Here is a 25,850-nt window from a genome sequence, read left to right on the forward strand (position 1 = left end):
ACTATATCCATTACTATAACAACGAGCGGATCAGTCTGAAATTAAAAGGCCTGAGTCCGGTAGAATACCGAACCCAGACCCCGATAGCCGCTTAACATGAACTGTCCAACTTTATGGGGTCAGTCCATTCCGGGGGCTTCTAAGCGGATTAGTGCTTGTAGATGAATTCGACACCTTCTTCGTCGTCTTCGTCCCAGTCGTCATCCCAGTCTTCGTCATCTTCGACGTCAACTTCTTGTTCTTCGAGCTGCTGGCGATGATAGTCATCCCACATGAACTCAACTTTCTCAGGACCTTTCACTTCTTCTGCCTGAGCAATTGGGTTCTCAATGATAAACGTCATCACATCCCAGCAGAGATCTTTCACGCCCATCTGGCTTGCCGCAGAGATCAGGTAGTATTTCTCTTCCCAACCCATCGCTTCAGCAATGGCTTTCGCCCTGGCTTCTGCTTCGGCTTTGTCCATCAGGTCGATCTTGTTGAAGACCAGCCAGCGTGGCTTAGCGGCCAGCTTATCGCTGTATTTTTCCAGCTCGCCGATGATGACGCGCGCATTCTCAACCGGATCAGAGCCGTCGATCGGATCGATATCGATGAGATGCAGCAGGACGCGGCAGCGCTCGAGGTGTTTAAGGAAGCGAATACCCAGACCCGCACCTTCAGCTGCACCCGCAATCAGACCCGGGATGTCAGCGACCACAAAGCTCTTTTCGTTATCCATACGGACAACGCCGAGGCTTGGCACCAGCGTGGTGAACGGATAATCCGCCACTTTTGGTTTAGCCGCAGAAACGGCACGGATGAAGGTAGATTTACCGGCGTTTGGCATACCCAGCATACCCACGTCTGCCAGCAGCATCAGTTCGAGCTGCAGATCGCGTTTATCGCCCGGCGTACCCATCGTTTTCTGACGCGGAGTACGGTTTACGGAAGATTTGAAACGGCTGTTACCCAGACCGTGCCAACCGCCTTTCGCCACCATCAGACGCTGACCGTGTTTGGTCATGTCACCCATGGTTTCGCCCGTACCCTGATCGATAACGCGCGTACCGACTGGCACTTTAATCGTGACGTCTTTGCCGCGTTTACCGGTACAGTCGCGGCTCTGACCATTCTGACCACGCTCAGCGCGGAAAGATTTTTCGAAACGGTAGTCGATTAGCGTGTTGAGGTTTTCATCCGCCTCTAACCACACGTCACCACCATCTCCACCGTCGCCGCCGTCTGGGCCGCCACGAGGAATGTATTTTTCACGGCGGAAGCTTACGCAACCATTACCGCCATCACCTGCAACAACCAGGATCGTTGCTTCATCAACAAACTTCATCTTACTCTCCGTAAATCATTCGCCTGAGCGGGGGACAACTACAACCGCTTCACTTTTGCGCCAACGTCCCCAAAGACGATGACCAATGGCGGAATACATCGCGCCCGCAACCACGACAAACGCACCGAGATAACCCAACAGGTTTAACATCGGTTTGACGAAGAAATCGGGCCAGGCCATTGATAACAAATCTGAAAATAACAGCGTAAACAGCGGCGTAAGCGTGATCAATGCGCTCACTTGTGCTGCCTGCCAACGCGCCATCGCTTCGGCCAGCGCGCCATAACCGACCAGCGTGTTAAGCCCACAAAAAATGAGGCACGCCAGTTGCCAGTCGCTCAGTTGGGTGATCACACCCGGTTTCGCTAAAGGCAGTAGTGCTATCGTACACAAAGTGTACAGCAAAAAGAGGATCTGCTGTGAGGCAAGTCTGCGCAATAACACCTTTTGCGCGACGCCGTAGCTCACCCAGACCGTTGCTGCCCCGACGCCAAAAATCACACCCCAGGTGTAATCCGTCAGTCGGGTAAAGATCTCAATCAGGCTGGTGTTAAAGAACATCACCAGACCACACAGCAACATGATTGCCCCGATGACCTGCGTGCCCCGCATCTTCTCCTTGAGGATAAAGACGCTGGCCACCATCATGCCAACCGGTGAAAGCTGGCCAATTACCTGGGACGCGGTAGGACTCAAATATTGCAAGGAAGAGCTGAACAGAATGAAGTTACCGAACAGACCGCCCGTCGCAATAGCCAGAAGCACCAGCCATCGTGGCTTACGGAAAATCCGCAGCGGCGGCAGTTTGCCTTTTACCGCCAGAATCGCGCCAAGGCCGATACTGGCCATCAGAAAGCGATAAAACACCACCGTAGGCGGTTCCATCACTTCCAGGACCTGCTTCATTGCAATTGGCAACGCCCCCCAGCACACCGCTGTCGTGAGTGCCAAAAGAATGCCGATGCCAGCCTGCTGTTTCATGCCCGTTTTCCCTGCAGAAAATTTTCCGGGTTTTCAATGTAAAAAGCCCCGCAACACGTTGCGGGGCTTTAATCCGTTACCGGACCACGAAAAACTTACTCAGCAACGATGCTGATGTATTTACGGTTGTTCGGGCCTTTAACTTCAAATTTCACTTTACCGTCTGCTTTAGCAAACAGAGTGTGGTCACGACCGCAACCTACGTTGTTGCCAGCGTGGAATTTGGTACCACGTTGACGAACGATGATGCTACCCGCCAGAACAGATTCGCCACCGAAACGCTTAACGCCAAGACGTTTAGCTTCTGAGTCGCGACCGTTACGAGTTGAGCCGCCAGCCTTTTTATGTGCCATTTAAATCTCTCCTCAGGTCTTAGGCGCTGATGCCAGTAATTTTCACATCAGTGAACCACTGACGGTGGCCCTGCTGCTTACGGTAGTGTTTACGACGACGAAACTTAACGATTTTAACTTTCTCGCCACGACCATGAGCAACAACTTCAGCTTTAATCACGCCGCCATCAACGAAAGGAACGCCGATTTTGACTTCTTCACCGTTTGCGATCATCAGAACTTCAGCGAACTCAACAGCTTCGCCAGTTGCGATGTCCAGCTTTTCCAGGCGAATGGTCTGACCTTCGCTTACTCGGTGTTGTTTACCACCACTTTGGAAAACCGCGTACATATAGAACTCCGCTTCCGCGCACATCCTCGTGTGATTCAGAGTGCGCTATAAATATTCACAATAGGGCGCGAATATTACGCAAAACGCGAGCCTTTGACAAGTGCTACCATCAATACATGAAGAAAAAAAACACAACGCGTACGCTAACGTTTATCTGAGCCGTTTTTTCAGTACAATCAGCAATACTATTGATAAACCGAAACCTTCATTAGCCCAGTTGTCATGCGCTAAACAGAATAAGAAGCCCGGCTTTTGCGATGAATTTAGAAAAAATCAACGAGTTAACCGCGCAAGATATGGCGGGTGTGAATGCAGCAATCCTGGAGCAACTCAACTCTGATGTTCAACTCATCAATCAGTTGGGTTATTACATTGTCAGTGGCGGCGGGAAACGCATCCGCCCGATGATCGCCATCCTGGCGGCGAGAGCCGTTGGCTATCAGGGAAATGATCACGTCAATATTGCGGCCCTGATTGAGTTTATCCACACAGCCACGCTGCTTCATGACGACGTGGTGGATGAATCCGATATGCGTCGCGGTAAAGCCACCGCGAACGCGGCCTTTGGCAACGCGGCAAGCGTCCTGGTGGGCGATTTTATCTATACCCGCGCCTTCCAGATGATGACTCGCCTCGGCTCGCTCAAAGTGCTGGAAGTGATGTCTGAGGCGGTCAACGTCATTGCTGAAGGCGAAGTCCTGCAATTGATGAACGTCAACGACCCGGACATCACCGAAGAAAACTACATGCGCGTCATCTACAGCAAGACCGCGCGCCTGTTTGAAGCCGCGGCTCAGTGCTCCGGGATTCTCGCTGGCTGTACTGAGGCGCAAGAGCGTGGCCTGCAGGATTATGGCCGCTACCTTGGCACTGCGTTCCAGCTGATCGACGATCTGCTCGACTACAGCGCCGATGGCGAAACGCTGGGCAAAAACGTCGGTGACGACCTGAACGAAGGCAAACCGACCCTGCCGCTGCTGCACGCAATGCGTAACGGCACATCGGATCAGGCGAAGCTGATCCGCGAAGCCATTGAACAAGGAAACGGTCGACACCTTCTGGAACCCGTACTGGAAACAATGGCAATCTGTGGATCCCTCGACTGGACGCGTCAGCGTGCGGAAGAAGAAGCTGATAAAGCGATTGCCGCCATTCAGGTTATCCCAGACAGCCCGTGGCGTGACGCGCTTATCGGGCTCGCCCACATCGCCGTTCAGCGCGATCGTTAAGCCTCACACGCTCTCCCCGTGGTCTCACGGGGAGATTCCAAAAGCTCCAATAAAGCATCTATTCCTGTTAAATAATCGGCTTACAGGCCGCGTGAATAAAGCCCTGTTATATTCTGAATATTGCATCCTGTTATTCGAACTTTTTAGAACCGATGTTCGAAGAAGGTATAATCGCCATCGTCAGTTCCGCCGACTTGACGTAGACGCATTTAAACCAAAGGACAGCATATGGATAAGCAGTTTATCGACTGGCATTCGGCCGACATTATTGCGGCATTGCGTAAAAGAGGGACATCGCTGGCAGCCGAATCGCGGCGCAGTGGATTAAGTTCATCAACGCTGGCAAACGCGTTAACCCGTCCCTGGCCAAAGGGTGAATTAATCATCGCCAACGCGCTGGAAACGCAGCCCTGGATAATCTGGCCCTCGCGTTACCACGATCCCATTACGCACGAATTTATCGACAGAACGCGCATGATGCGCCAGAAAGTGCAGGAAAAAGAGCGCCAGAACTGACGCTTTTAACAGACAGGAACAGCAACCCCCCGGTCAAACTGGCAGGGGGCTGCCGGAACGATTACTCGCCCTTCACGCGCTCGATATTGGCACCCAGCGCACGCAGTTTGTCTTCAATACGTTCGTAGCCACGATCGATGTGGTAGATACGATCCACAATCGTTGTGCCTTCCGCGATACAACCCGCCAGCACCAGGCTCGCAGACGCACGCAGATCCGTCGCCATCACCTGCGCACCAGACAGTGTTTCCACGCCGTGGCAAATGACCGTGTTGCTTTCGATTTCCGCATGCGCGCCCATACGGATCAGTTCCGGGACGTGCATAAAGCGGTTTTCAAAGATGGTTTCAGTGATAAAGCCCGTCCCTTCTGCCACCAGGTTCAGCAGCGTGAATTGCGCCTGCATATCTGTCGGGAAAGCCGGGTGTGGTGCGGTACGCACGTTCACCGCTTTCGGACGCTTACCGTGCATATCGAGGCTAATCCAGTCTTCACCCACTTCGATGTCGGCACCTGCATCACGCAGTTTCGCCAGAACCGCATCCAGCGTGTCCGGCTGGGCGTTACGGCACATGATTTTGCCGCCAGAAATAGCTGCCGCCACCAGGAAAGTACCGGTTTCGATACGGTCTGGCAGAACGCGGTAGACACCGCCACCCAGGCGCTCAACGCCTTCGATGGTAATACGATCGGTGCCCTGGCCGGTGATTTTCGCACCCAGCGCAACGAGGAAGTTCGCGGTATCGACGATTTCCGGCTCACGCGCGGCGTTTTCGATAACGGTGGTGCCTTCTGCCAGCGTTGCCGCTGACATGATGGTCACGGTCGCGCCCACGCTGACTTTATCCATCACAATGTGCGCGCCTTTCAGGCGGCCATTGACGGAGGCCTTCACGTAACCTTCTTCCAGCTTGATGTCCGCGCCCAGTTTTTCGAGGCCGAAGATGTGCAGGTCAACCGGACGCGCACCGATGGCGCAGCCACCCGGCAGAGAAACCTGGCCCTGACCAAAACGCGCCACCAGCGGGCCAAGCGCCCAGATGGAGGCACGCATGGTTTTCACCAGGTCATAGGGTGCGGAGAAGTTGTTTACCTTGCTGGCATCGATCCATACGGAACCGTTACGTTCCACTTTGGTGCCCAACTGAGTGAGCAACTTCATGGTGGTGTCGATATCTTTCAGTTTCGGTACGTTCTGGATTTCTACCGGCTCTTCTGCCAGCAGTGCGGCGAAGAGGATCGGCAGCGCGGCGTTTTTCGCGCCGGAAATTGTGACTTCGCCCTGGAGACGCGTAGGCCCCTGTACACGAAATTTGTCCATGAATATGCTCTCTTATGAATTCAACCGTGCTGCGGGCTAAACACCCTCAGCTCAAAAACCGTTTAACTTGCGATCGCGTTCCCACTCTTGCGGGGTATAGGCTTTGATCGACAGAGCATGGATGCGGTTATCCGCAATGTATTCCATCAGCGGCGCGTAGACAGCCTGCTGTTTCTTCACACGGCTCATGCCGTCGAAAAATTCACCCACAGCAATAACCTGAAAGTGACTGCCATCGCCAGTGACGTGGACTTCCTGAAGGGAGAGTGCGTTCATCAGCACTGTCTGGATTTCATGATTTTCCATGGGTTCTAAATCATCGGGTAGTGAAACAAGCCCAACATCTTAGAGCAAAGTGGCGCAGGCTTAAACAGGCAAAAAGCCCCGACGTTGAAACAGTCGAGGCTTTCAGAAGTAACGCACTGAAAATATTAGCGAGGCAATACGTCTTCAGGCAGATTATAGAGCTGCACCAGCGTAAGCACCTTTTCGCTGACGCCGCTTAGCGCGACCGCAGCTCCCTGCTTTTTGCCTTCCGCCACCAGATGGACCAGCAGGGCCACGCCTGCCGTATCCACACGCGTGACGTTGCTTAAATCGATCAGCGCCACGCCCTGCATGGCGTCATGACGCGCATCCCAGAGCGGATTCAGCAGATCCTGGTCGAGCTCACCGGACAACATCAGTTTGTCGCCTTCACGCGCCCAGTTGAATTGCTGTGTCATTACTTTTTCTCGTCCAGAGAAATTTTCTGGCTGGAGATCGATTTCAGCTGTGCGGTCAGGCCATCAATGCCTTTGGTGCGCAGCAGGTCGCTCCACTCGTTCTGCTTGGTGGTGATCATGCTCACCCCTTCGGCGATCATGTCATACGCCTGCCAGTGGCCGGTCTGGGTGTTTTTACGCCACTGGAAATCCAGACGAACCGGCGGACGGCCGTTCGGATCGAGAATCGTCACGCGGATTGGCACGATAGTCGCGTCGCCCAGCGGCTGTTCAGGGGCAATCTGGTAGGTCTGGCCGTGGTACATCGCCAGCGCCTGGCCGTAAGCCTGTTTCAGGTATTCACGGAAAGCGGCGAAGTAAGCATCACGCTGCGCAGGAGTCGCATCTTTGTAGTAACGACCCAGCACCAGCGCACCCGCGTATTTCACCTGCACATACGGCAGCAATTCCTGATCTACCACGTCACGCAGGTAATCCGGATTGGCACGAATTTTAGGCTGCTCATTTTTCAGGCGGTCAAAAGTCTTCTGCGCCGCTTCGTCCATCAGTTTGTAGGGGTTGCTCTGATCTGCAGCGACAGCTGAGGTCAACGGGGCAATCACCAGCATGGCAACCATTAACAGTCGTTTAATCATGAATTACTTCTCCTGAGATGAATTCGTCGCACCAGGGGCCGGTGCGGCGTCAGTTGGGCCTTCACTCTGTGCAGAGGACTCGTCAGATTTCTTGTCATCCCCTTTACCGCTGTAAAGGAACTGACCAATCATATCTTCCAGCACCATGGCTGACTTCGTATCCTGAATCACGCCGCCGTCTTTAAGAATAGACGTTCCCAGTTCCGGGTCTTCAAAGCCGACGTTCAGCGCCAGATATTGCTCACCCAACAGACCAGAGGTGCGGATAGACAGCGAGCTGGTGTCCGGGATGTGGTTGTAGCGCTCTTCGATATCCATCTCCACGCGCGGCAGATAGGTTTTTTCATCCAGGGTGATGTCCGAGACGCGGCCAATCACCACACCGCCGATGCGCACCGGAGAACGCGCCTTCAGACCACCGATATTATCGAAGGTCGCATAGAGACGATAAGTGGGTTCAGTCCGAATGGAGGTGATATCCGCCGCCCGAAGGCAGATAAACAGCGCCGCCAGCAGCGCCAGCAACAGGAACACACCTACCCAAATTTCACTTTTTCTTGTTTGCATGAACTCAATTCCCAAACATCAGTGCGGTGAGCACAAAATCCAGGCCAAGGACGGCCAGCGACGAATGAACCACAGTGCGCGTAGTCGCGCGACTGATGCCCTCAGAAGTCGGTATCGCGTCATACCCATTGAACAACGCAATCCAGGTCACAGTGATAGCAAATGCCACACTCTTAATCAGACAGTTCACCAGGTCCATTCGCAGATCGACAGCATCCTGCATCGCGGACCAGAAGAAACCTCCATCAATGCCTTTCCACTGAACGCCCACCAACGAACCGCCCCAGATGCCCACCGCCACAAAGAGGATGGTCAGCAGCGGCAGAGAGATAACCCCCGCCCAGAAGCGCGGCGCGATAACGCGACGCAGCGGATCGACGGCCATCATCTCCATACTGGAGAGCTGCTCCGTCGCGCGCATCAGGCCAATTTCGGCGGTCAACGCAGAACCCGCGCGCCCGGCAAACAGCAACGCCGCCACCACCGGACCCAGCTCGCGCAGCAGCGAAAGCGCCACCAGCATTCCGAGACTGGTTTCCGCACTGTAGGTGGTCAGTACCAGATAGCCCTGCAGCCCCAGCACCATGCCAATAAACAGACCCGACACGATGATAATCAGCATCGACAACACGCCGACATTATAGAGCTGACGTACCAGCAGCGGGGAGTGCTTGCGAAATTCCGGCTTACCCACCAGCGCATTGAATAACATCAACCCGGCACGCCCGAACGTCCTGATGGTTTTTATGCCACGGTGTCCAAGGGCGGCCAACGCATTTAACAGCATCAGCGGCTTAACTCCCTATTCCCAGTAAATCGTGATGATAGTCACCCGCCGGATAGCGGAACGGTACAGGACCATCCGCAATGCCGTCGAGGAACTGGCGAACGCGCGGGTCGCTGTTGTTCTGCAACGCCTGTGCACCACCGTGGGCGACGATTTTTTTGTCCGCCACAATGTAGGCGTAATCCGCGATACTCAGTACTTCCGGCACATCGTGGGAAACCACAATACATGTGACACCCAGCGTGCTGTTCAGTTCTGAAATGAGCTTCACCAGCACGCCCATAGTAATAGGATCCTGGCCGACGAAGGGTTCGTCGAACATGATTAAGTCCGGTTCCAGAGCAATGGCGCGCGCCAGCGCAGCACGACGCGCCATGCCGCCGGAAAGTTCTGACGGCATCAGTTTGGCGGCACCACGCAGGCCCACCGCTTCGAGCTTCATCATCACCGTCGTTTTCAGCAGTTCCGGGGGTAAACGAGTATGCTCGCGCAGCGGATATGCCACGTTATCAAAGACGTTCATGTCGGTGAATAACGCGCCAGACTGAAACAGCATGCTCATGCGTTTGCGAACGGTATACAGGCGTGAGCGCGACATCTCCGGCACGTTTTCACCGTCGAAGAGAATCTCGCCGCGGTCCGGCGGGATCTGTCCGCCGATCAGACGCAACAGCGTGGTTTTGCCGATGCCGGAGGGCCCCATGATCGCCGTGATCTTGCCCCGCGGCACCGTCAATGTGATGTCTTCAAATATCAATCGGTTTCCGCGCGAGAAGCTGACGTCGCGGACATCGACTAAATTCGCCGTCGTTTGGCTCATTGAACGTTCCTTTCTTTCCCATCAAGGTTAAGCATGGCGCTTAATTCAGCCTTAAACCCGACATTTTTACAGATAATTATCCGCGCAGGTTAGCGAAAGCTGGCATTTGTTTTACTTTTCCGGCGCATAAAGTCAAAATTAGGAATTCGTTACGTCTACAGACTGCATGCGGCGCCAGAGATTCTTTCTCAGTGGACCGGCGAGTATACCTGAATAAAGGATTTTTGATGCTTTTAGCAACGGCACTGTTAATAATTGGTTTACTGTTGGTGGTCTACAGTGCTGACCGTTTGGTTTTTGCCGCATCCATCCTTTGCAGACTCTTCGGTATACCGCCGCTGATTATCGGCATGACGGTCGTCAGCGTCGGGACATCGCTCCCGGAAATTATTGTCTCTGTGTCCGCATCGCTCCATGGTCAGGTTGATCTCGCCATCGGCACGGCGATCGGCTCGAATATCGTCAACATTTTATTGATCCTCGGCCTTGCCGCGCTGCTGCATCCATTTCGCGTGGATTCTGATGTTCTGCGCCGCGAATTGCCGCTAATGTTAATTGTCAGCCTGCTGGCGGGCTATGTGCTTTATGATGGTCAGCTCACCTTCGACGACGGTATTTTACTGCTGGCGCTGGCGATCATCTGGCTGCTCTATATTGTTAAAATCGCCCGACTGGCGGAAAAACAGGGTAACGACAGTCTGACGCGGGAACAGGTGGCCGAACTGCCTCGCGAAGGCACCCTGCCCGTTGCGCTACTGTGGCTCGGGGTGGCGCTGATTATTATGCCGATGGCCACCCGCATGGTGGTCGATAACGCCACGGTGCTTGCCAACTACTTCGCCATCAGTGAACTGACCATTGGCCTGACCGTGATTGCGATAGGCACCAGTTTGCCAGAACTGGCGACGGCGATTGCGGGCGCACGGAAAGGCGAAGGTGATATTGCGATTGGCAATATCATTGGCTCGAATATCTTCAACATCGCTATCGTCATGGGTTTACCCGCACTGATTGCGCCAGGGGCATTTAATCCGCTGGCCTTCTCCCGCGATTACGGAGTGATGCTGTTAGTCAGCGTGATTTTCGCCCTGCTCTGCTGGCGGCGAAAACAGCAGATAGGCAAAGGGGCTGGCGCCTTGCTGACGGGTGGTTTTATCGTATGGATGGCGATGCTGTACTGGCTGTCGCCTCTTCTCTCTGGGTAAACGGAAACGCATTATGTCGCACATAGAATTGCAGCCGGGTTTTGACTTTCAGAAAGCAGGCAAACAAGTTCTGGAGATTGAACGTGAAGGTCTGGCGCAGTTAGATCAATATATTAATCAGGATTTTACCCATGCGTGCGAGAGAATAGCCTCCTGCGCCGGTAAAGTCGTGGTGATGGGGATGGGCAAATCGGGCCACATTGGCCGTAAAATGGCCGCGACCTTCGCCAGCACCGGAACATCGTCATTCTTCGTGCATCCGGGTGAAGCCGCCCACGGTGACCTCGGGATGGTGACACCGCAGGACGTGGTTATTGCCCTGTCCAACTCCGGTGAATCGAACGAAATTCTGGCACTGATCCCGGTGCTCAAGCGTCTGCACGTTCCCCTTATTTGCATGACCAGTCGCCCGGAGAGCAGCATGGCGCGCGCCGCGGACATTCACCTGTGCGTGAAAGTCCCGAAAGAGGCCTGCCCACTCGGCCTGGCGCCCACCTCCAGCACCACTGCGGCGCTGGTGATGGGCGATGCCCTCGCCGTCGCACTGCTCGAAGCGCGCGGGTTTACCCCGGAAGATTTCGCCCTCTCTCACCCGGGCGGCGCGCTGGGACGTAAACTTCTGCTGCGCGTGAATGATATTATGCACACGGGCGATGAAATTCCCCACGTCAGTAAAGATGCCTCGCTGCGAGATGCGCTGCTGGAAATCACCCGGAAAAATCTTGGCATGACCGTCATCTGTGATGACCTGATGAAGATCGAAGGGATCTTCACCGACGGGGATTTACGTCGCGTGTTTGATATGGGCGTCGACGTACGCACGCTGGGCATCAAAGATGTCATGACACCGGGCGGAATTCGGGTGCGTCCGGGCACGCTGGCGGTCGAAGTGTTGAACCTGATGCAGTCCCGTCATATTACCTCAGCCATGGTTGCCGATGGCGACCAACTGCTGGGTGTGGTACATATGCATGATCTTCTGCGCGCAGGCGTAGTGTAATGAAGGATAAGACAATGAGTAATGCGGGTGCATCCCTTGCAACCTGTTATGGCCCGGTCAGTACCCAGATGATGGCGCAGGCGGAGAAAATCCGTCTGCTGATTCTGGACGTCGATGGCGTGCTGTCCGATGGCTTGATTTTTATGGGCAATAACGGCGAAGAGCTAAAGGCCTTTAACGTCCGCGACGGCTACGGAATTCGCTGTGCGATCACATCCGGCATCGAAGTTGCTATCATCACCGGACGTAAGGCTAAACTGGTAGAAGATCGCTGCGAAACATTAGGCATTACCCATTTGTATCAGGGACAATCCGACAAGATGGTCGCGTTCCGGGATTTGCTGGCGAAACTGGCCATTGCCCCTGAAAACGTCGCCTATGTGGGAGATGATCTGATCGACTGGCCGGTGATGGCGGAAGTGGGATTGAGTATCGCCGTGGCGGATGCACATCCTTTGCTGATCCCGCGCGCGGATTATGTCACCCGGATCAACGGCGGGCGCGGTGCCGTTCGTGAAGTCTGCGATCTGTTATTGCTGGCACAGGGCAAGCTTGATGAGGCCAAAGGGCAATCGATATGAGTAAAACCAGACGTTGGGTTATCATTCTGCTTTCACTGGCCGTGCTGGTTCTGATTGGCGTGAATCTCGCTGATAAAGACGATACGCCGAATGAAGTGGTCAATACCAGCGAACCAACCTACAAAAGCGATCACAGCGACACGGTGGTTTATAGCCCTGAAGGGGCGCTCAACTATCGCCTGATTGCGCAGCATGTAGAGTATTTTTCCGATGATGGCATCTCGTGGTTTACCCAACCGGTGATGACCACATTTGATACCAACAAAATTCCGACGTGGTCGATTAAATCTGACAGAGCAAAATTGACGAATGACCGTATGCTTTATCTGTATGGTCATGTTGAAGTCAACGCCCTGACGCCAGATTCTCAACTGCGCAAAATTACTACGGATAATGCCCAGATCAACCTGGTCACCCAGGATGTCACGTCGCAGGATCTGGTGACGTTATACGGCACAACATTTAATTCCAGCGGTCTGAGAATGCGCGGGAACTTACGCAGCAAAAACGCCGAGCTGATTGAAAAGGTTAGAACCTCCTATGAAATTCAAAACAAACAAACTCAGCCTTAAAGTTATCATTGCCAGCGCGCTGCTGGCCGCCAGCCTCCCCGCGCTTGCTGTAACGGGCGACACCGAGCAGCCGATTCATATCGAATCTGACACTCAGTCGCTTGATATGCAGGGTAACGTCGTGACCTTCACCGGCAACGTGGTCATGACCCAGGGCACGATCAAAATCAACGCCGATAAAGTGGTTGTCACCCGTCCGGGCGGCGAACAGGGCAAAGAGATTATTGATGGCTACGGCAATCCGGCCACCTTCTACCAGATGCAGGATAACGGCAAGCCGGTAAAAGGCCGCGCGTCTCATATGCATTATGAGCTGGCGAAAGATCTCGTCATCCTGACCGGCAATGCCTATCTGGAACAGCTGGATAGCAACATCACCGGCGATAAGATCACTTACCTCGTGAAAGAGCAGAAAATGCAAGCTTTCAGCGAAAAAGGTAAGCGCGTCACCACCGTTCTGGTTCCTTCTCAGCTGCAGGACAAGAACAAAGCTCAGGCCCCGGCACAGAAAAAGAGTAACTAATTCGTTATGGCAACATTAACTGCAAAGAACCTCGCCAAAGCCTATAAAGGCCGCCGCGTCGTGGAAGATGTCAGTCTGACCGTGAACTCCGGTGAAATCGTGGGCCTGCTCGGCCCAAACGGTGCGGGCAAAACCACCACTTTTTACATGGTCGTCGGCATTGTTCCGCGCGATGCGGGCAACATCATCATTGATGATGAAGACATCAGCCTGCTGCCGCTGCATGCCCGCGCGCGCCGTGGGATTGGCTATCTGCCGCAGGAAGCGTCGATTTTCCGCCGCCTGAGCGTCTTCGACAACCTGATGGCGGTCCTGCAAATCCGTGATGATTTGACCTCCGAACAGCGTCAGGATCGCGCCAACGAGCTGATGGAAGAGTTCCACATCGAACATCTGCGCGACAGTCTGGGTCAGGCCCTCTCCGGTGGTGAACGCCGCCGCGTGGAAATCGCCCGCGCCCTTGCAGCGAATCCGAAATTTATCCTGCTGGATGAACCTTTTGCGGGCGTTGACCCGATCTCCGTCATCGACATCAAGCGAATTATCGAACATCTGCGCGACAGCGGCCTCGGTGTGCTCATTACTGACCACAACGTACGTGAAACGCTGGCGGTTTGTGAACGCGCTTATATCGTCAGCCAGGGCCATTTAATCGCCCACGGCACGCCACTTGAGATCCTCGAAGACGAGCATGTGAAGCGCGTGTACCTTGGGGAAGACTTCAGACTCTGATAGGGTAGAGGTTAAGTCACGCCAAAGCGGGGAAAAACGCTCTGAACATGAAGCAAGGTTTGCAATTAAGGCTCAGCCAGCAACTGGCGATGACGCCACAGCTACAACAGGCGATCCGTCTGTTGCAGCTGTCCACGTTAGAACTTCAGCAGGAACTCCAGCAAGCGCTGGATAGCAATCCACTGCTGGAGCAAACCGATCTTCATGACGAGGTAGATACCCAGGAAAAGCAGGACACCGAATCCCTTGATACGGCAGACGCACTCGAACAAAAAGAGATGCCCGACGAGCTCCCGCTCGATGCCAGTTGGGATGAGATCTACACCGCCGGAACGCCTTCCGGCACGCGTGCAGACTACCAGGACGACGAGTTACCCGTCTATCAGGGTGAAACCACCCAGTCGCTGCAGGATTATCTGATGTGGCAGGTGGAGCTCACGCCGTTCACCGAAACCGATCGCGCGATTGCCACCTCCATTGTCGATGCCGTGGATGACACCGGCTATTTGACCGTCTCGCTGGAAGATATTCTGGAGAGCGTCGGCAACGGCGATATCGATCTCGATGAGATCGAAGCGGTGCTCAAGCGCATCCAGCGCTTTGATCCGGTCGGCGTCGCAGCGAAAGATCTGCGCGATTGTCTGTTGATCCAGCTCTCCCAGTTCGCCAAAGAGACGCCGTGGATCGACGAAGCGCGGCTGATCATCAGCGAGCATTTAGATCTGCTGGCGAATCACGACTTCCGCTCCCTGATGCGCGTCACGCGTCTGAAAGAAGATGTGCTGAAAGAGGCGGTGAATCTGATTCAGTCCCTCGATCCGCGCCCCGGACAGTCGATCCAGACTGGCGAACCTGAGTATGTGATCCCTGACGTGCTGGTGCGCAAACACAATGGCCGCTGGACCGTTGAACTCAATTCCGACAGCATTCCTCGCCTGCAGATCAATCAGCAATACGCCTCCATGTGCACCAGCGTGCGCAACGATTCCGACAATCAATACATCCGCAGCAATCTTCAGGAAGCGCGATGGCTGATCAAAAGCCTCGAGAGCCGAAATGATACCTTGCTCCGGGTCAGTCGCTGTATTGTCGAGCAGCAGCAGGCGTTTTTCGATCAGGGCGAAGAGTTTATGAAACCGATGGTGCTGGCGGATATCGCCCAGGCCGTCGAGATGCACGAATCGACCATTTCGCGCGTGACCACGCAGAAGTATCTGCACAGCCCGCGCGGTATTTTTGAGCTTAAGTATTTCTTCTCCAGCCATGTGAATACCGAGGGCGGCGGCGAAGCCTCGTCGACGGCCATTCGTGCTCTGGTGAAGAAGTTGATCGCCGCGGAAAACCCCGCGAAGCCACTGAGTGACAGTAAGTTAACCACCATGCTGTCCGATCAGGGTATTATGGTGGCACGTCGTACTGTTGCGAAGTATCGAGAGTCTTTATCCATTCCGCCGTCTAACCAGCGTAAACAACTGGTTTGACACAACCGATAAGGAAGACACTATGCAGCTCAACATCACAGGACACAACGTCGAGATCACTGAAGCCCTGCGCGATTTTGTGAATACCAAATTCGCCAAGCTGGAGCAGTATTTCGAGAGGATCAACCAGGTCTACATTGTGTTAAAAGTGGAGAAAGTGACTCATATCTCGGACGCAACCCTGCATATTAACGGGGGCGAAATCCATGCCAGTGCGGAAGGGCAAGACATGTATGCGGCTATCGACGGCTTGATTGACAAGCTGGCACGACAGCTTAATAAACATAAAGATAAACTGAAACAACACTAATTGTCCGGGCAGTTAACGGGTGCAGGGCGGCCTGTTGTGAAACACAACAGGCCATTTGTACAGTTAGCGCTTAGGTGAAATTATGATGAACAACGATTCCTCGCTTCAATTGAGTCATGTCCTTAACCAGGAATGTACCCGCAGTGGCGTTCACTGCCAGAGCAAAAAACGCGCTCTGGAGATCATCAGTGAACTGGCCGCTAAACAGTTAAGCCTGCCACCTCAGGTGGTGTTCGAGGCCATTCTGACCCGTGAAAAAATGGGCAGTACCGGCATCGGCAATGGCATTGCCATTCCACATGGCAAACTGGAAGAAGACACACTACGCGCCGTCGGCGTTTTTGTGCAGCTTGAAACGCCGATCGCTTTTGATGCGATTGATAACCAGCCGGTGGATTTGCTTTTCGCTCTCCTGGTGCCTGCTGACCAGACGAAAACCCATCTGCATACGCTTTCGCTGGTGGCAAAACGTCTGGCGGATAAAACCATTTGCCGCCGTCTGCGCGCAGCCCAAAGTGATGAAGAGCTGTACCAAATTATCACCGAAGCGGAAGGCAATCAGGATGATGCGTAACCAGGAGATGGCCTTCACATCTGCAGTCGTGAGGAGAAACGGAACATGGTGCTGATGATCGTCAGCGGTCGTTCAGGCTCGGGGAAATCCGTGGCCTTGCGCGCCCTTGAAGATATGGGATTTTACTGCGTCGACAACCTTCCGGTAGTGCTGCTGCCTGACCTGGCGCGGACGCTGGCGGACCGGCAGATCTCTGCCGCCGTCAGTATCGACGTGCGTAACATGCCGGAATCCCCGGAAATCTTCGAGCAGGCAATGAACAGCCTGCCGGAGAACTTCACACCTCAGCTGCTGTTCCTGGACGCTGACCGTAACACGCTGATCCGTCGCTACAGCGACACCCGTCGTCTGCACCCGCTGTCCAGCAAGAATCTGTCGCTCGAGAGCGCCATCGACGAAGAGAGCGATCTGCTGGAGCCCCTGCGTTCCCGCGCAGATCTGATCGTCGATACCTCCGAGATGTCCGTTCACGAGCTGGCAGAGATGCTGCGTACCCGTCTGCTGGGCAAACGCGAGCGTGAGCTGACGATGGTGTTCGAGTCCTTTGGTTTCAAACACGGCATTCCCATCGATGCGGATTATGTCTTCGACGTGCGCTTCCTGCCGAACCCGCACTGGGATCCGAAACTGCGTCCAATGACCGGTCTGGACAAGCCGGTGGCGGCGTTCCTTGACCGGCACACAGAAGTTCACAATTTTATCTACCAGACGCGAAGCTACCTTGAGCTATGGTTACCTATGCTGGAAACCAACAACCGCAGTTACCTGACGGTGGCGATTGGTTGTACCGGCGGTAAACATCGTTCGGTGTATATTGCCGAACAGCTGGCCGATTATTTCCGCTCACGCGGTAAAAACGTTCAGTCTCGTCATCGCACGCTGGAAAAACGTAAAACATGACCGTAAAACATACTGTTGAAATCACCAACAAGCTGGGCATGCACGCCCGCCCGGCGATGAAGCTGTTTGAACTGATGCAAGGGTTTGATGCCGAAGTGCTGCTGCGTAACGACGAAGGCACAGAGGCAGAAGCCAACAGCGTGATTGCGCTGCTGATGCTGGATTCGGCAAAAGGACGTCAGATCGAAGTGGAAGCGACCGGCCCGCAGGAAGTGGAAGCCCTGGCTGCGGTCGTGGCGCTGTTCAACGCTGGATTTGATGAGGACTAAGTCCTCATCTAGTACAATTTATTCCCGGTCATAAACCCTTCCCCGCCCAGCTGTCGCATCTGGCGCATAATCCATGCCTGACGATTGCGGACGTACCCTGACGGGGCATCCGCTTTAAAGCGGATGGGGTTCGGCAGTACCGCGGCCAGCAGCGCGGCCTCGGCGAGGGTCAGGCGGCTGGCAGGTTTGTGGAAATAGCGCTGAGCTGCCGCCTCGACACCAAACACCCCATCACCAAATTCGGCGATATTCAGATAGACCGTCAGAATACGTTTTTTACTCCAGACGGTTTCCATGCCTAACGTCAGGCCCGCTTCCAGCCCTTTTCGCACCCAGCTTCTGCCATCCCATAAAAACAGATTTTTCGCGGTCTGCTGAGAAAGCGTCGAAGCCCCGCGCACGCGGTTTTCGTTACGCTCATTGTGGGCCAGCGCTTTTTCAATCGCCGAAACGTCAAAGCCCCAGTGATCCGGGAATTTCTGATCTTCCGCCGCAATCACCGCCAGACCCATCCAGGGTGAGATCTCATCCATGCTCACCCAGTCAGAGTGGGCCACATAGCTGAAATCCCCCGTCAGCCATGCGCCGAGCTGGCGCTCGACCATCACCGCAGAAAACGGCACCGGCAGAATGCTGAAGAGCGCAATACCGCCGCCCCAGAACACCGCCAGCGCCAGCACCACGCGCAGCAAAATGCGTTTCGCCCACGCGACAGGAGACCGTTTTTTACTCACCGGGAGAGCACCATAACACGTTCCACCAGCTTCTCAATGCCGGTTGCCGCTTCGGCGATGTTTTGCGCCAGCATATAGGCAGGGGTAGTGACGATTTTGTTGTCCTCATCGACAACGATATCTTCCACCGGGCACGGGACGTGCTCGCCGCCCATCTCTTCGATCACTTCAGCGGTATCGATGTCCGTCCCAATGGTGAGACGCAGCGGGAAATCAAAAATCTTAGGCAGCATTGCCGGGGCGATGCACATAAAGCCCAGCGGTTTACCCGCGGCGTGCATCTGCTGCGCCAGGTTTTTCAGCGCGTCGTCCACCCGGCATTCACTGCCCTGGCTTGCGAAATTACTCAAATTTTTCGCCGCACCAAAACCACCCGCCACGATCAGGGCGTCCAGCTCATCGGCATTGGCCTGCGCCAGCGGCTGGATATTGCCCCGGGCAATGCGCGCGGCTTCAATCAGCACATTGCGGGTTTCAGGCATCGATTCACCAGACAAATGATTGATAACATCTGCCTGATTTTTATCCGGCGCAAAACAGACGGCTTCCGCCCCCTGTTTTGCCAGCGCAAGCAGCGTCAGAACGGACTCGTGAATCTCTGCGCCGTCGTAAACGCCGCATCCGCTCAGGACTACACCCACCTTTTTCATTTCGCTGTTCCTTCTCTCCAACTGTCTGAAGCACATTAATAATTTTGATTAAAACGCTATGCTTCACACATTTCACTGATTCCTGTAACAAATCATTTAAGATTTGCTATCTTATCTGCGTGCGGCCTAAATTTTCAGGCAGCGTCAATGTAGTCACAATACTAAAAAAACAGGCGCGGCCAAGATTTCCCTGGTGTTGGCGCAGTATTCGCGCACCCCGGTTTAGCCGGGGTCATTTTTTTCTGGATTCCACCCAGGCTTTCAACACGTCGACGTCGTTCTGCCACTCTTGTTTCATCTCCTCAACCCATTCACCCACGTTATCCCACCACGCCGGTAAATCCGGAGACTGGATCTGCTGACCCAACTGCTGCAAATGACGTAATCCGACTGAACCGGCCGCACCTTTTATTTTGTGCCCTTCTTCGACGATACCTTTCTGATCGCGCGCCGTCAGGTTGGATTCCAGCACGTTCAAATAGCCCGGCATCATTTTCTCGAACACGGCCAGGCCATCGGTAATCAGCTTCGGCCCGACCAAATCGATGTACTGCTCAAGCATCGCGATATCCAGAAGTGATTGTGCTTTTTCGCTCTCTACAGGCGTCATCGTGCTCTCCTCTTCGTCATTGGTATCCCAGAACTTCTTGATCATGGCAGTCAGGGCAGGCACCGCCAGCGGTTTGCTGAGCACGTCGTCCATCCCGGCATCGAGGTACTCTTTTTTGTCCTTCAGCACGTTCGCGGTCAGGGCCACCAGCGGCGGCAACTCATCGCGGGCATAACGACGCGTTAGCTCGCGAGAGATATCCAGCCCGGTCATGTCCGGCAGCTGAATATCCAGCAGCACGAGGTCATACTCGCCCGGCGTGAACATCTCCAGCGCGGCCGTTCCGGTCATCGCCACATCCACGCTGTTCCCCAGTTTCTCCAGTACGGAGCGGGCAACAATCACGTTCAGCTCAATATCTTCCACCAGCAGGACGTGCAGGGCCGGCAGCGGCAGTTCGTCGTTCTCGAAGGTATCTTCCACCTCTTCGGCGACCGCAGGCGCATGCACCGTCAGGGTAAAGATCGAGCCTTTGCCCTGCTGGCTGGAAACGGTGATATCCCCGCCCATGCTCTTCGCCAGACGGCGCGATACGGCCAGGCCAATCCCGGTGCCCGTTGCCGGTTTGCCGCCATTGCTGTCTTTCACCTGATAATACATGGCGAAGATCTTGTCCTGCTCCTCCTGCGGAATACCGATCCCGGAATCTTCCACCTCGAAGTGCAGCATATCGCCCGCGTCGAAGCGGATCCGCACCACCACTTCACCCTTCTGGGTGAACTTGACGGCGTTACTGATGAGATTCCACAGGATCTGGCGCAGACGCGTACCGTCCGTCACCACTTTATGCGGCAGCGGCAGGGACGGCTCAAGCACAAAGCGCAGCCCTTTTTGCTGGGCCTGCAGGCCGGAGAGGTTTTCAAGATCCGCCAGGAACCCGGTGAAGTCGACAGGCTGGTTATCCAGCTGGACTTTACGGCGCTCCATTTTATCCATATCGATAATATCGTTGAAGATATTGCCCAGCGTCACCGCGGAAACGTGGATGGTCTTGAGGTATTTTTCCTGCTCGCCGGTCAGGTCGGTATCCAGCAGAATGCGGCTCAGGCCGACGATACCGTTCAGCGGCGTACGCAGCTCGTGGCTGATGGTTGAAATGAAGGTCGTCTTGTCGCGGCTGGCGCGCTCCAGCGCATCCTGGTAGCGCTTACGTTCGGTAATATCGCGCCCAAAGCCCATCAGGCCGTGGCGTTTCCCCACGCGATCGTAGTAAGGCACTTTACGGATTTCGAAACAGGCTTTGCGACCGTCGGGATAATCCAGCCACTGCTCGTAGGTCAGGGAGACGTTATGACGGAACACCTTCTCGTCGGTTTCGATAACCTTGGCTGCAGCCTCTTCGGAGTAGACATCCTGCGGCTTGAGGTGAATCAGCTGTTTTTCGCTTTTGCCTGTCAGCAGCTCCATCGCCCGGTTACAGCCGGAGAACTCTTTATCCTCGTTGCGATAGAAAACCAGGTCCGGCGAAGCGTCGAGGAAGGAGCGCAGAAAGGAGGATTGCTGCTCAAGCTGGATCTGCGTGACTTCACGCTCTTTCATCTCTACCTTCAGCTGTTCCAGCGTCGCCTGACGTTCGGCTTCCGCTTTCTCACGATCCGAAATCTCCTGGTTCAGCTGCGCAATGTTATCTTTCAGCTGGACGTTAAGTTTGAGATCGCGCTCGCGCATCTCTTCAAGCTTTTGCACCAGGCGGGAAAGACGCTGGCGCGACTCTTCCAGCTGTTCCACCACCACCGACAGGAAATAGACCGCCCAGGGAGTGATCAACAGGCCAAAGAAGATCGAGCGGATAACGTCGATACTTTCAACCTGGCCGTGGAGCACCATAGTGACGGCCATCTGCACGACAATCGCCAGCACCACCAGCGCCAGAGCCAACAGCAGTGAGAAACGTACCAGGCCGAGCTTCATCATCAGGTCGACGTAGTACTGTGCAAGCATACGAATTTGCTTCATAGGGGATCCCTTCACGACTTCATCGCTCAATAATACTCAAATTCCGGGCAAGGCGTTGAAGGTTGTGTGAAAAAGTGCGGCGTGAATCAGGAGATTAGCCTCACTCCCGGCGATGCGGGAGTGAGGAGGTGTGGCGATCAGGAGCGTCTGAGAAGCAGCCAGAGGCTTATCAGGAGGAACGAGGCGCTCGGGAGCAGCGCGCCAATCAGCGGAGGAATTCCGTAGACCAGCGTCAGCGGGCCAAAAATCTGGTCCAGCACGTAGAAGACAAAGCCGAAGCTGATACCGGTCACCACGCGCACGCCCATCGGCACGCTACGCAGCGGCCCGAAGATAAACGACAGGGCCATCAGCATCATCACCGCCACGGACATCGGCTGGAAGATTTTGCTCCACATGTTGAGCTGATAACGTCCGGCGTCCTGGCCGCTCGACTTCAGGTACTTCACGTAGTTATGCAAACCGCTGATCGACAGCGCATCCGGATCCAGCGCCACCACGCCCAGTTTGTCAGGCGTCAGATTGGTTTTCCAGGTGCCGGACACGGTTTGCGACCCGGTGATTTGCTTAGGATCGGTCAGATTGGATTCGTCCACCTGCGACAAACGCCAGAGCTTTTGCGCCGGATCGAATTTCGCCGTGGCGGCATAACGCACGGACTGCAGACGACGATTATCGTTGAAGGCGTAAATACTCACGCCGCCCAGTTCGTCATCGCCTTTCACTCGTTCAATGTAAACAAAGTTGTGACCGTCTTTCGCCCACAGCCCTTGCTGGGTCGAAAGCAACGAGCCGCCGTACATGGCTTGCGCACGGTAATTACGCGCCATCTGCTCGCCCTGCGGCGCAACCCATTCGCCGATGGCCATCGTCAGGAGAACCAGCGGGATCGCGGTTTTCATCACCGACATCGCCACCTGCATACGGGTAAAGCCGGAAGCCTGCATCACCACCAGTTCACTGCGCTGGGCCAGCATCCCCAGACCCAGCAGTGCGCCTAACAGCGCGGCCATCGGGAAGAAGATCTGCACATCTTTTGGAATGCTGAGAAGGGTATACATCCCGGCACCCAGGGCGTCATAGCTCCCCTGCCCTGCCTTTTTCAGCTGGTCGACAAACTTGATGATGCCCGAGAGCGACACCAGCATGAACAAGGTCATCATGATGGTGGTAAAAATGGTTTTACCGATATAGCGGTCAAGAACGCGAAAAGCCTGCATTACACCGCTCCTTTACGCACAAAACGGGCACGCATGCGGCGCATCGGCACGCTGTCCCACAGGTTTAATACCACTGCCAGCAACAGGTACAGACCGTTGACCACCCACATCCAAATCATCGGGTCGAGCTTACCTTTGCCGCCGTTAGACTTGATCGACGTTTGCAGCAGGAAGAACACCAGATAGAGCAACATGGCTGGCAACATCGAAAGCACACGGCCCTGGCGCGGGTTGACCACGCTCAGCGGCACGACCATCAGTGCCATCATAAACACCGTGAATACTAGCGTCAGGCGCCAGTGCAGCTCAGCTCGAGCGCGGTTGGTATCGGTATTCATCAGGGTCCGCATGTCCATCTGCTCGGTATCCGTCGGATCGAGCGCCACGTTCTGATGGCCAATAATCGCCTGATAGTTCTGGAAATCGGTAATACGGAAGTCACGAAGCAGCGCAGTGCCTTCAAAGCGGGTGCCCTGGTTCAGCGTCACCACCTGAGAACCGTCTTTACGCTGGGAGAGCTGGCCGGAATCTGCAACCACCACGGAAGGACGGGCATTGCCTTTGGTACGGATTTGCGCGAGGAAAACGTCGTTGAAACGACTGCCACTGACGCTTTCAATAAAGAGGACTGAACTGCCGTCGGTGGCCTGCTGGAACTGGCCCTGCGCAAGCGCCGCCATGCCAGGGTTGGCTTTGGCTTCGGCCAGCACTTCATCCTGATGTCGGGAAGACCAGGGACCGGCCCACATGACGTTCACCGCCGCCACGATACCCGTGAACAACGCCAGCACCATCGCGGCTTTCACCAGCACGGCTTTACTCAAGCCGCAGGCATGCATCACCGTGATTTCACTTTCGGTATAGAGTTTCCCCAGCGTCATCAGCAGGCCGAGGAAAAGGCTAAGCGGCAGAATAAGCTGCGCCATTTCGGGCACGCCTAATCCGAGCAGAGAAAGCACCAGATTTGTTGGGATTTCACCGTCAACGGCCGCGCCGAGGATCCTGACTAACTTCTGGCAGAAAAAGATCAGAAGTAAGATGAAAAGGATCGCCAGCTGGCTTTTGAGCGTCTCCCGCACCAGATATCTTATGATTATCACTTTAAATACGCCCGTAAAAACCCGTCTCTTTGCTGGAAAATTGCTTGTTTCATGGCTTAAACGTCATTTATTCTCTTGAGTCGTCGAAAACATCGCTAAAATTTAAAAACACGGCGGTGTCGCGCTTCAGGATATTTTTTGACGTGCCGAAACTGTAGTAACGTAAGATTAACACGAAGTCACCACAACAGCGGACATGAGTTACGAAAGGTTTCAATTCTATCCGTAGCAGCCGTCGTTGTCTTTAAGATTCAGGAGCGTAGTGCATGGAGTTCAGTGTAAAAAGCGGTAGCCCGGAGAAACAGCGGAGTGCCTGCATCGTTGTGGGCGTCTTTGAACCACGCCGACTCTCCCCGATCGCCGAGCAACTCGATAAAATCAGTGACGGCTACATCAGCGCCCTGCTGCGCCGTGGCGAACTGGAAGGCAAACCTGGGCAGACGCTGTTGCTGCACCATGTTCCCAACGTGCTGTCCGAACGCATTCTGCTGATTGGCTGTGGCAAAGAGCGCGAGCTGGATGAGCGCCAGTATAAGCAGGTCATTCAGAAAACTATTAATACCCTGAATGATACCGGCTCAATGGAAGCCGTCTGCTTCCTGACCGAACTGCACGTGAAAGGTCGCAACACCTACTGGAAAGTGCGTCAGGCCGTTGAGACCGCGAAAGAGAGCCTCTACAGTTTTGATCAACTGAAGACCAACAAAAGCGAACCGCGTCGTCCGCTGCGTAAAATGGTCTTTAACGTCCCAACTCGTCGCGAGCTGACCAGCGGCGAGCGCGCCATTCAGCACGGTCTGGCGATTGCCGCTGGAATCAAAGCGGCGAAAGATCTCGGCAACATGCCGCCAAACATCTGTAATGCCGGTTACCTGGCGTCTCAGGCGCGTCAGCTGGCCGATTCCTACAGCAAAAACGTCGTCACCCGTGTCATCGGCGAACAGCAGATGAAAGAGTTGGGGATGCACTCGTACCTTGCGGTCGGCAACGGTTCGCAAAACGAATCGCTGATGTCGGTCATCGAGTACAAAGGCAATCCGTCCGAAGACGCGCGTCCTATCGTGCTGGTCGGCAAAGGGCTCACCTTTGACTCCGGCGGTATCTCCATCAAGCCAGCCGAAGGCATGGATGAGATGAAGTACGACATGTGCGGTGCGGCGGCGGTGTACGGCGTGATGCGTATGGTCGCGGAGCTTCAGCTGCCGATTAACGTCATCGGCGTGCTGGCGGGCTGCGAAAACATGCCTGGCGGTCGCGCGTATCGTCCAGGCGATGTCCTAACCACCATGTCCGGCCAGACCGTTGAAGTACTGAACACCGACGCCGAAGGCCGTCTGGTGCTGTGCGACGTGCTGACCTACGTTGAGCGCTTTGATCCTGAAGCGGTGATCGACGTGGCGACGCTGACCGGTGCCTGTGTGATTGCCCTCGGCCATCACATCACCGGCCTGCTGTCGAACCACAATCCGCTGGCCCATGAGCTGATCGGCGCGTCCGAGCAAGCGGGCGACCGCGCGTGGCGTCTGCCGCTTGGCGATGAGTATCAGGAGCAGCTGGAGTCTAACTTCGCGGATATGGCCAACATCGGCGGCCGTCCTGGCGGTGCCATCACCGCAGGCTGCTTCCTGGCGCGCTTTACCCGCAAGTACAACTGGGCGCACCTCGACATCGCTGGCACCGCATGGCGCTCCGGTAAAGCTAAAGGCGCCACCGGTCGTCCGGTCGCCCTGCTGTCGCAGTTCCTGCTCAACCGCGCGGGTTTTAACGGCGAAGAGTAATGTTACATGCCGGGTGGCGGCTTCGCCTTACCCGGCCTACAACATGGCTCGTAACCGTAGGCC

At 54.9% G+C, this 25,850-nt stretch carries 31 protein-coding genes; 15 read left to right on the plus strand and 16 right to left on the minus strand.

Annotation, left to right across the window (positions count from 1 at the left end; translation table 11 throughout):
* On the plus strand, positions 1–95 hold a 95-nt coding region (locus QQF33_RS07005; RefSeq protein WP_271121941.1), incomplete at its 5' end, for an IS3 family transposase.
* A 53-nt stretch (positions 96–148) separates the two neighbouring features.
* Here the strand turns inward: QQF33_RS07005 and cgtA are convergent.
* The 4 genes from cgtA to rplU all read right to left on the minus strand — a co-directional run bounded on the left by cgtA (position 149) and on the right by rplU (position 2,992).
* A complete protein-coding gene (gene cgtA / locus QQF33_RS07010; RefSeq protein ID WP_285148136.1) occupies positions 149–1,327 on the minus strand; it encodes an Obg family GTPase CgtA in 1,179 nt (392 codons plus the stop codon).
* 15 nt (positions 1,328–1,342) lie between these two features.
* Positions 1,343–2,308, minus strand: coding sequence for a DMT family transporter (locus QQF33_RS07015; protein WP_282491817.1), 966 nt, complete (start codon positions 2,306–2,308; stop codon positions 1,343–1,345).
* Positions 2,309–2,403: 95 nt separating this feature from the next.
* Positions 2,404–2,661 (minus strand): 50S ribosomal protein L27, encoded by a 258-nt coding sequence (gene rpmA, locus QQF33_RS07020; protein WP_004385076.1) that lies wholly within the window; start codon positions 2,659–2,661, stop codon positions 2,404–2,406.
* A 19-nt stretch (positions 2,662–2,680) separates the two neighbouring features.
* Positions 2,681–2,992: a 50S ribosomal protein L21 gene (gene rplU / locus QQF33_RS07025; RefSeq protein WP_095284390.1), complete on the minus strand. Its 312-nt coding sequence runs from the start codon at positions 2,990–2,992 to the stop codon at positions 2,681–2,683.
* Between the two features lie 257 nt (positions 2,993–3,249).
* On the opposite strand from rplU, the gene ispB reads away from it, so the two are divergent.
* Positions 3,250–4,221 carry an octaprenyl diphosphate synthase gene (gene ispB, locus QQF33_RS07030; protein ID WP_285157610.1) on the plus strand — a complete coding sequence of 324 codons (972 nt, stop codon included), beginning with the start codon at positions 3,250–3,252 and terminating at the stop codon, positions 4,219–4,221.
* A gap of 228 nt (positions 4,222–4,449) precedes the next feature.
* A complete protein-coding gene (gene sfsB, locus QQF33_RS07035; protein ID WP_282491819.1) occupies positions 4,450–4,737 on the plus strand; it encodes a DNA-binding transcriptional regulator SfsB in 288 nt (95 codons plus the stop codon).
* A gap of 61 nt (positions 4,738–4,798) precedes the next feature.
* Here sfsB and murA read toward each other — a convergent pair whose 3' ends face one another.
* The 7 genes from murA to mlaF form a co-directional block, all read right to left on the minus strand.
* Positions 4,799–6,058 (minus strand): UDP-N-acetylglucosamine 1-carboxyvinyltransferase, encoded by a 1,260-nt coding sequence (gene murA, locus QQF33_RS07040; protein ID WP_282491820.1) that lies wholly within the window; start codon positions 6,056–6,058, stop codon positions 4,799–4,801.
* A gap of 51 nt (positions 6,059–6,109) precedes the next feature.
* A complete protein-coding gene (gene ibaG, locus QQF33_RS07045) occupies positions 6,110–6,364 on the minus strand; it encodes a BolA family iron metabolism protein IbaG (protein ID WP_282491821.1) in 255 nt (84 codons plus the stop codon).
* 125 nt (positions 6,365–6,489) lie between these two features.
* Positions 6,490–6,783 carry a lipid asymmetry maintenance protein MlaB gene (gene mlaB, locus QQF33_RS07050; protein WP_282491822.1) on the minus strand — a complete coding sequence of 98 codons (294 nt, stop codon included), beginning with the start codon at positions 6,781–6,783 and terminating at the stop codon, positions 6,490–6,492.
* A complete protein-coding gene (mlaC, locus tag QQF33_RS07055) occupies positions 6,783–7,418 on the minus strand; it encodes a phospholipid-binding protein MlaC (protein ID WP_282491823.1) in 636 nt (211 codons plus the stop codon). The genes mlaB and mlaC overlap by 1 nt, the downstream gene beginning before the upstream one ends.
* A 3-nt stretch (positions 7,419–7,421) precedes the next feature.
* Complete coding sequence (gene mlaD / locus QQF33_RS07060; RefSeq protein ID WP_282491824.1) at positions 7,422–7,985, minus strand: outer membrane lipid asymmetry maintenance protein MlaD; 564 nt, start codon at positions 7,983–7,985, stop codon at positions 7,422–7,424.
* Between the two features lie 4 nt (positions 7,986–7,989).
* Positions 7,990–8,772: a lipid asymmetry maintenance ABC transporter permease subunit MlaE gene (gene mlaE / locus QQF33_RS07065; RefSeq protein WP_282491825.1), complete on the minus strand. Its 783-nt coding sequence runs from the start codon at positions 8,770–8,772 to the stop codon at positions 7,990–7,992.
* Positions 8,773–8,779: 7 nt separating this feature from the next.
* Positions 8,780–9,592, minus strand: coding sequence for a phospholipid ABC transporter ATP-binding protein MlaF (gene mlaF / locus QQF33_RS07070; RefSeq protein WP_282491826.1), 813 nt, complete (start codon positions 9,590–9,592; stop codon positions 8,780–8,782).
* A gap of 227 nt (positions 9,593–9,819) precedes the next feature.
* On the opposite strand from mlaF, the gene QQF33_RS07075 reads away from it, so the two are divergent.
* The 11 genes from QQF33_RS07075 to npr all read left to right on the plus strand — a co-directional run bounded on the left by QQF33_RS07075 (position 9,820) and on the right by npr (position 17,739).
* Complete coding sequence (locus QQF33_RS07075) at positions 9,820–10,797, plus strand: calcium/sodium antiporter (protein WP_282491827.1); 978 nt, start codon at positions 9,820–9,822, stop codon at positions 10,795–10,797.
* Positions 10,798–10,810: 13 nt separating this feature from the next.
* Positions 10,811–11,797 (plus strand): arabinose-5-phosphate isomerase KdsD, encoded by a 987-nt coding sequence (gene kdsD, locus QQF33_RS07080; RefSeq protein WP_282491828.1) that lies wholly within the window; start codon positions 10,811–10,813, stop codon positions 11,795–11,797.
* A 14-nt stretch (positions 11,798–11,811) separates the two neighbouring features.
* Positions 11,812–12,378 (plus strand): 3-deoxy-manno-octulosonate-8-phosphatase KdsC, encoded by a 567-nt coding sequence (kdsC, locus tag QQF33_RS07085; RefSeq protein ID WP_095283580.1) that lies wholly within the window; start codon positions 11,812–11,814, stop codon positions 12,376–12,378.
* On the plus strand, positions 12,375–12,950 hold the full coding sequence (lptC, locus tag QQF33_RS07090) for an LPS export ABC transporter periplasmic protein LptC (protein ID WP_285145827.1): 576 nt from the start codon (positions 12,375–12,377) through the stop codon (positions 12,948–12,950). Before kdsC ends, lptC begins: the two co-directional genes overlap by 4 nt.
* Positions 12,919–13,473: a lipopolysaccharide ABC transporter substrate-binding protein LptA gene (gene lptA / locus QQF33_RS07095; protein ID WP_282491830.1), complete on the plus strand. Its 555-nt coding sequence runs from the start codon at positions 12,919–12,921 to the stop codon at positions 13,471–13,473. Before lptC ends, lptA begins: the two co-directional genes overlap by 32 nt.
* Positions 13,474–13,479: 6 nt before the next feature.
* Positions 13,480–14,205, plus strand: a complete 726-nt coding sequence (gene lptB, locus QQF33_RS07100; protein WP_059177326.1) for an LPS export ABC transporter ATP-binding protein — start codon at positions 13,480–13,482, stop codon at positions 14,203–14,205.
* A 47-nt stretch (positions 14,206–14,252) separates the two neighbouring features.
* Positions 14,253–15,686 (plus strand): RNA polymerase factor sigma-54, encoded by a 1,434-nt coding sequence (gene rpoN / locus QQF33_RS07105; RefSeq protein ID WP_282491831.1) that lies wholly within the window; start codon positions 14,253–14,255, stop codon positions 15,684–15,686.
* A gap of 22 nt (positions 15,687–15,708) precedes the next feature.
* Positions 15,709–15,996, plus strand: a complete 288-nt coding sequence (gene hpf, locus QQF33_RS07110; RefSeq protein WP_095283584.1) for a ribosome hibernation promoting factor — start codon at positions 15,709–15,711, stop codon at positions 15,994–15,996.
* Positions 15,997–16,078: 82 nt separating this feature from the next.
* Positions 16,079–16,570: a PTS IIA-like nitrogen regulatory protein PtsN gene (ptsN, locus tag QQF33_RS07115; RefSeq protein ID WP_282491832.1), complete on the plus strand. Its 492-nt coding sequence runs from the start codon at positions 16,079–16,081 to the stop codon at positions 16,568–16,570.
* 45 nt (positions 16,571–16,615) lie between these two features.
* Positions 16,616–17,470, plus strand: a complete 855-nt coding sequence (gene rapZ / locus QQF33_RS07120; RefSeq protein WP_095283586.1) for an RNase adapter RapZ — start codon at positions 16,616–16,618, stop codon at positions 17,468–17,470.
* Positions 17,467–17,739 carry a PTS phosphocarrier protein NPr gene (gene npr, locus QQF33_RS07125; RefSeq protein WP_095283587.1) on the plus strand — a complete coding sequence of 91 codons (273 nt, stop codon included), beginning with the start codon at positions 17,467–17,469 and terminating at the stop codon, positions 17,737–17,739. Before rapZ ends, npr begins: the two co-directional genes overlap by 4 nt.
* Before the next feature lie 8 nt (positions 17,740–17,747).
* Here the strand turns inward: npr and mtgA are convergent, their stop codons facing one another.
* The 5 genes from mtgA to lptF all read right to left on the minus strand — a co-directional run bounded on the left by mtgA (position 17,748) and on the right by lptF (position 24,009).
* Positions 17,748–18,473 carry a monofunctional biosynthetic peptidoglycan transglycosylase gene (mtgA, locus tag QQF33_RS07130; protein WP_285148131.1) on the minus strand — a complete coding sequence of 242 codons (726 nt, stop codon included), beginning with the start codon at positions 18,471–18,473 and terminating at the stop codon, positions 17,748–17,750.
* Positions 18,470–19,123: an isoprenoid biosynthesis glyoxalase ElbB gene (elbB, locus tag QQF33_RS07135; protein ID WP_285157611.1), complete on the minus strand. Its 654-nt coding sequence runs from the start codon at positions 19,121–19,123 to the stop codon at positions 18,470–18,472. Before elbB ends, mtgA begins: the two co-directional genes overlap by 4 nt.
* Before the next feature lie 232 nt (positions 19,124–19,355).
* Entirely contained in the window at positions 19,356–21,689 is a 2,334-nt protein-coding gene (gene arcB / locus QQF33_RS07140; protein WP_285145830.1) for an aerobic respiration two-component sensor histidine kinase ArcB, read from the minus strand.
* Between the two features lie 137 nt (positions 21,690–21,826).
* Positions 21,827–22,909 (minus strand): LPS export ABC transporter permease LptG, encoded by a 1,083-nt coding sequence (gene lptG / locus QQF33_RS07145; RefSeq protein WP_282491836.1) that lies wholly within the window; start codon positions 22,907–22,909, stop codon positions 21,827–21,829.
* The gene (lptF, locus tag QQF33_RS07150; RefSeq protein ID WP_282491837.1) at positions 22,909–24,009 is read right to left on the minus strand and encodes an LPS export ABC transporter permease LptF; all 1,101 of its coding nucleotides are present in this window, start codon (positions 24,007–24,009) and stop codon (positions 22,909–22,911) included. Before lptF ends, lptG begins: the two co-directional genes overlap by 1 nt.
* A gap of 266 nt (positions 24,010–24,275) precedes the next feature.
* Here lptF and pepA point away from each other — a divergent pair, with 266 nt between their 5' ends.
* Positions 24,276–25,787, plus strand: coding sequence for a leucyl aminopeptidase (gene pepA, locus QQF33_RS07155; protein ID WP_282491838.1), 1,512 nt, complete (start codon positions 24,276–24,278; stop codon positions 25,785–25,787).
* Positions 25,788–25,850 lie beyond the last annotated feature (63 nt).

Source organism: Lelliottia wanjuensis, from assembly GCF_030238365.1.
GTDB classification, from domain to species: domain Bacteria; phylum Pseudomonadota; class Gammaproteobacteria; order Enterobacterales; family Enterobacteriaceae; genus Enterobacter; species Enterobacter wanjuensis.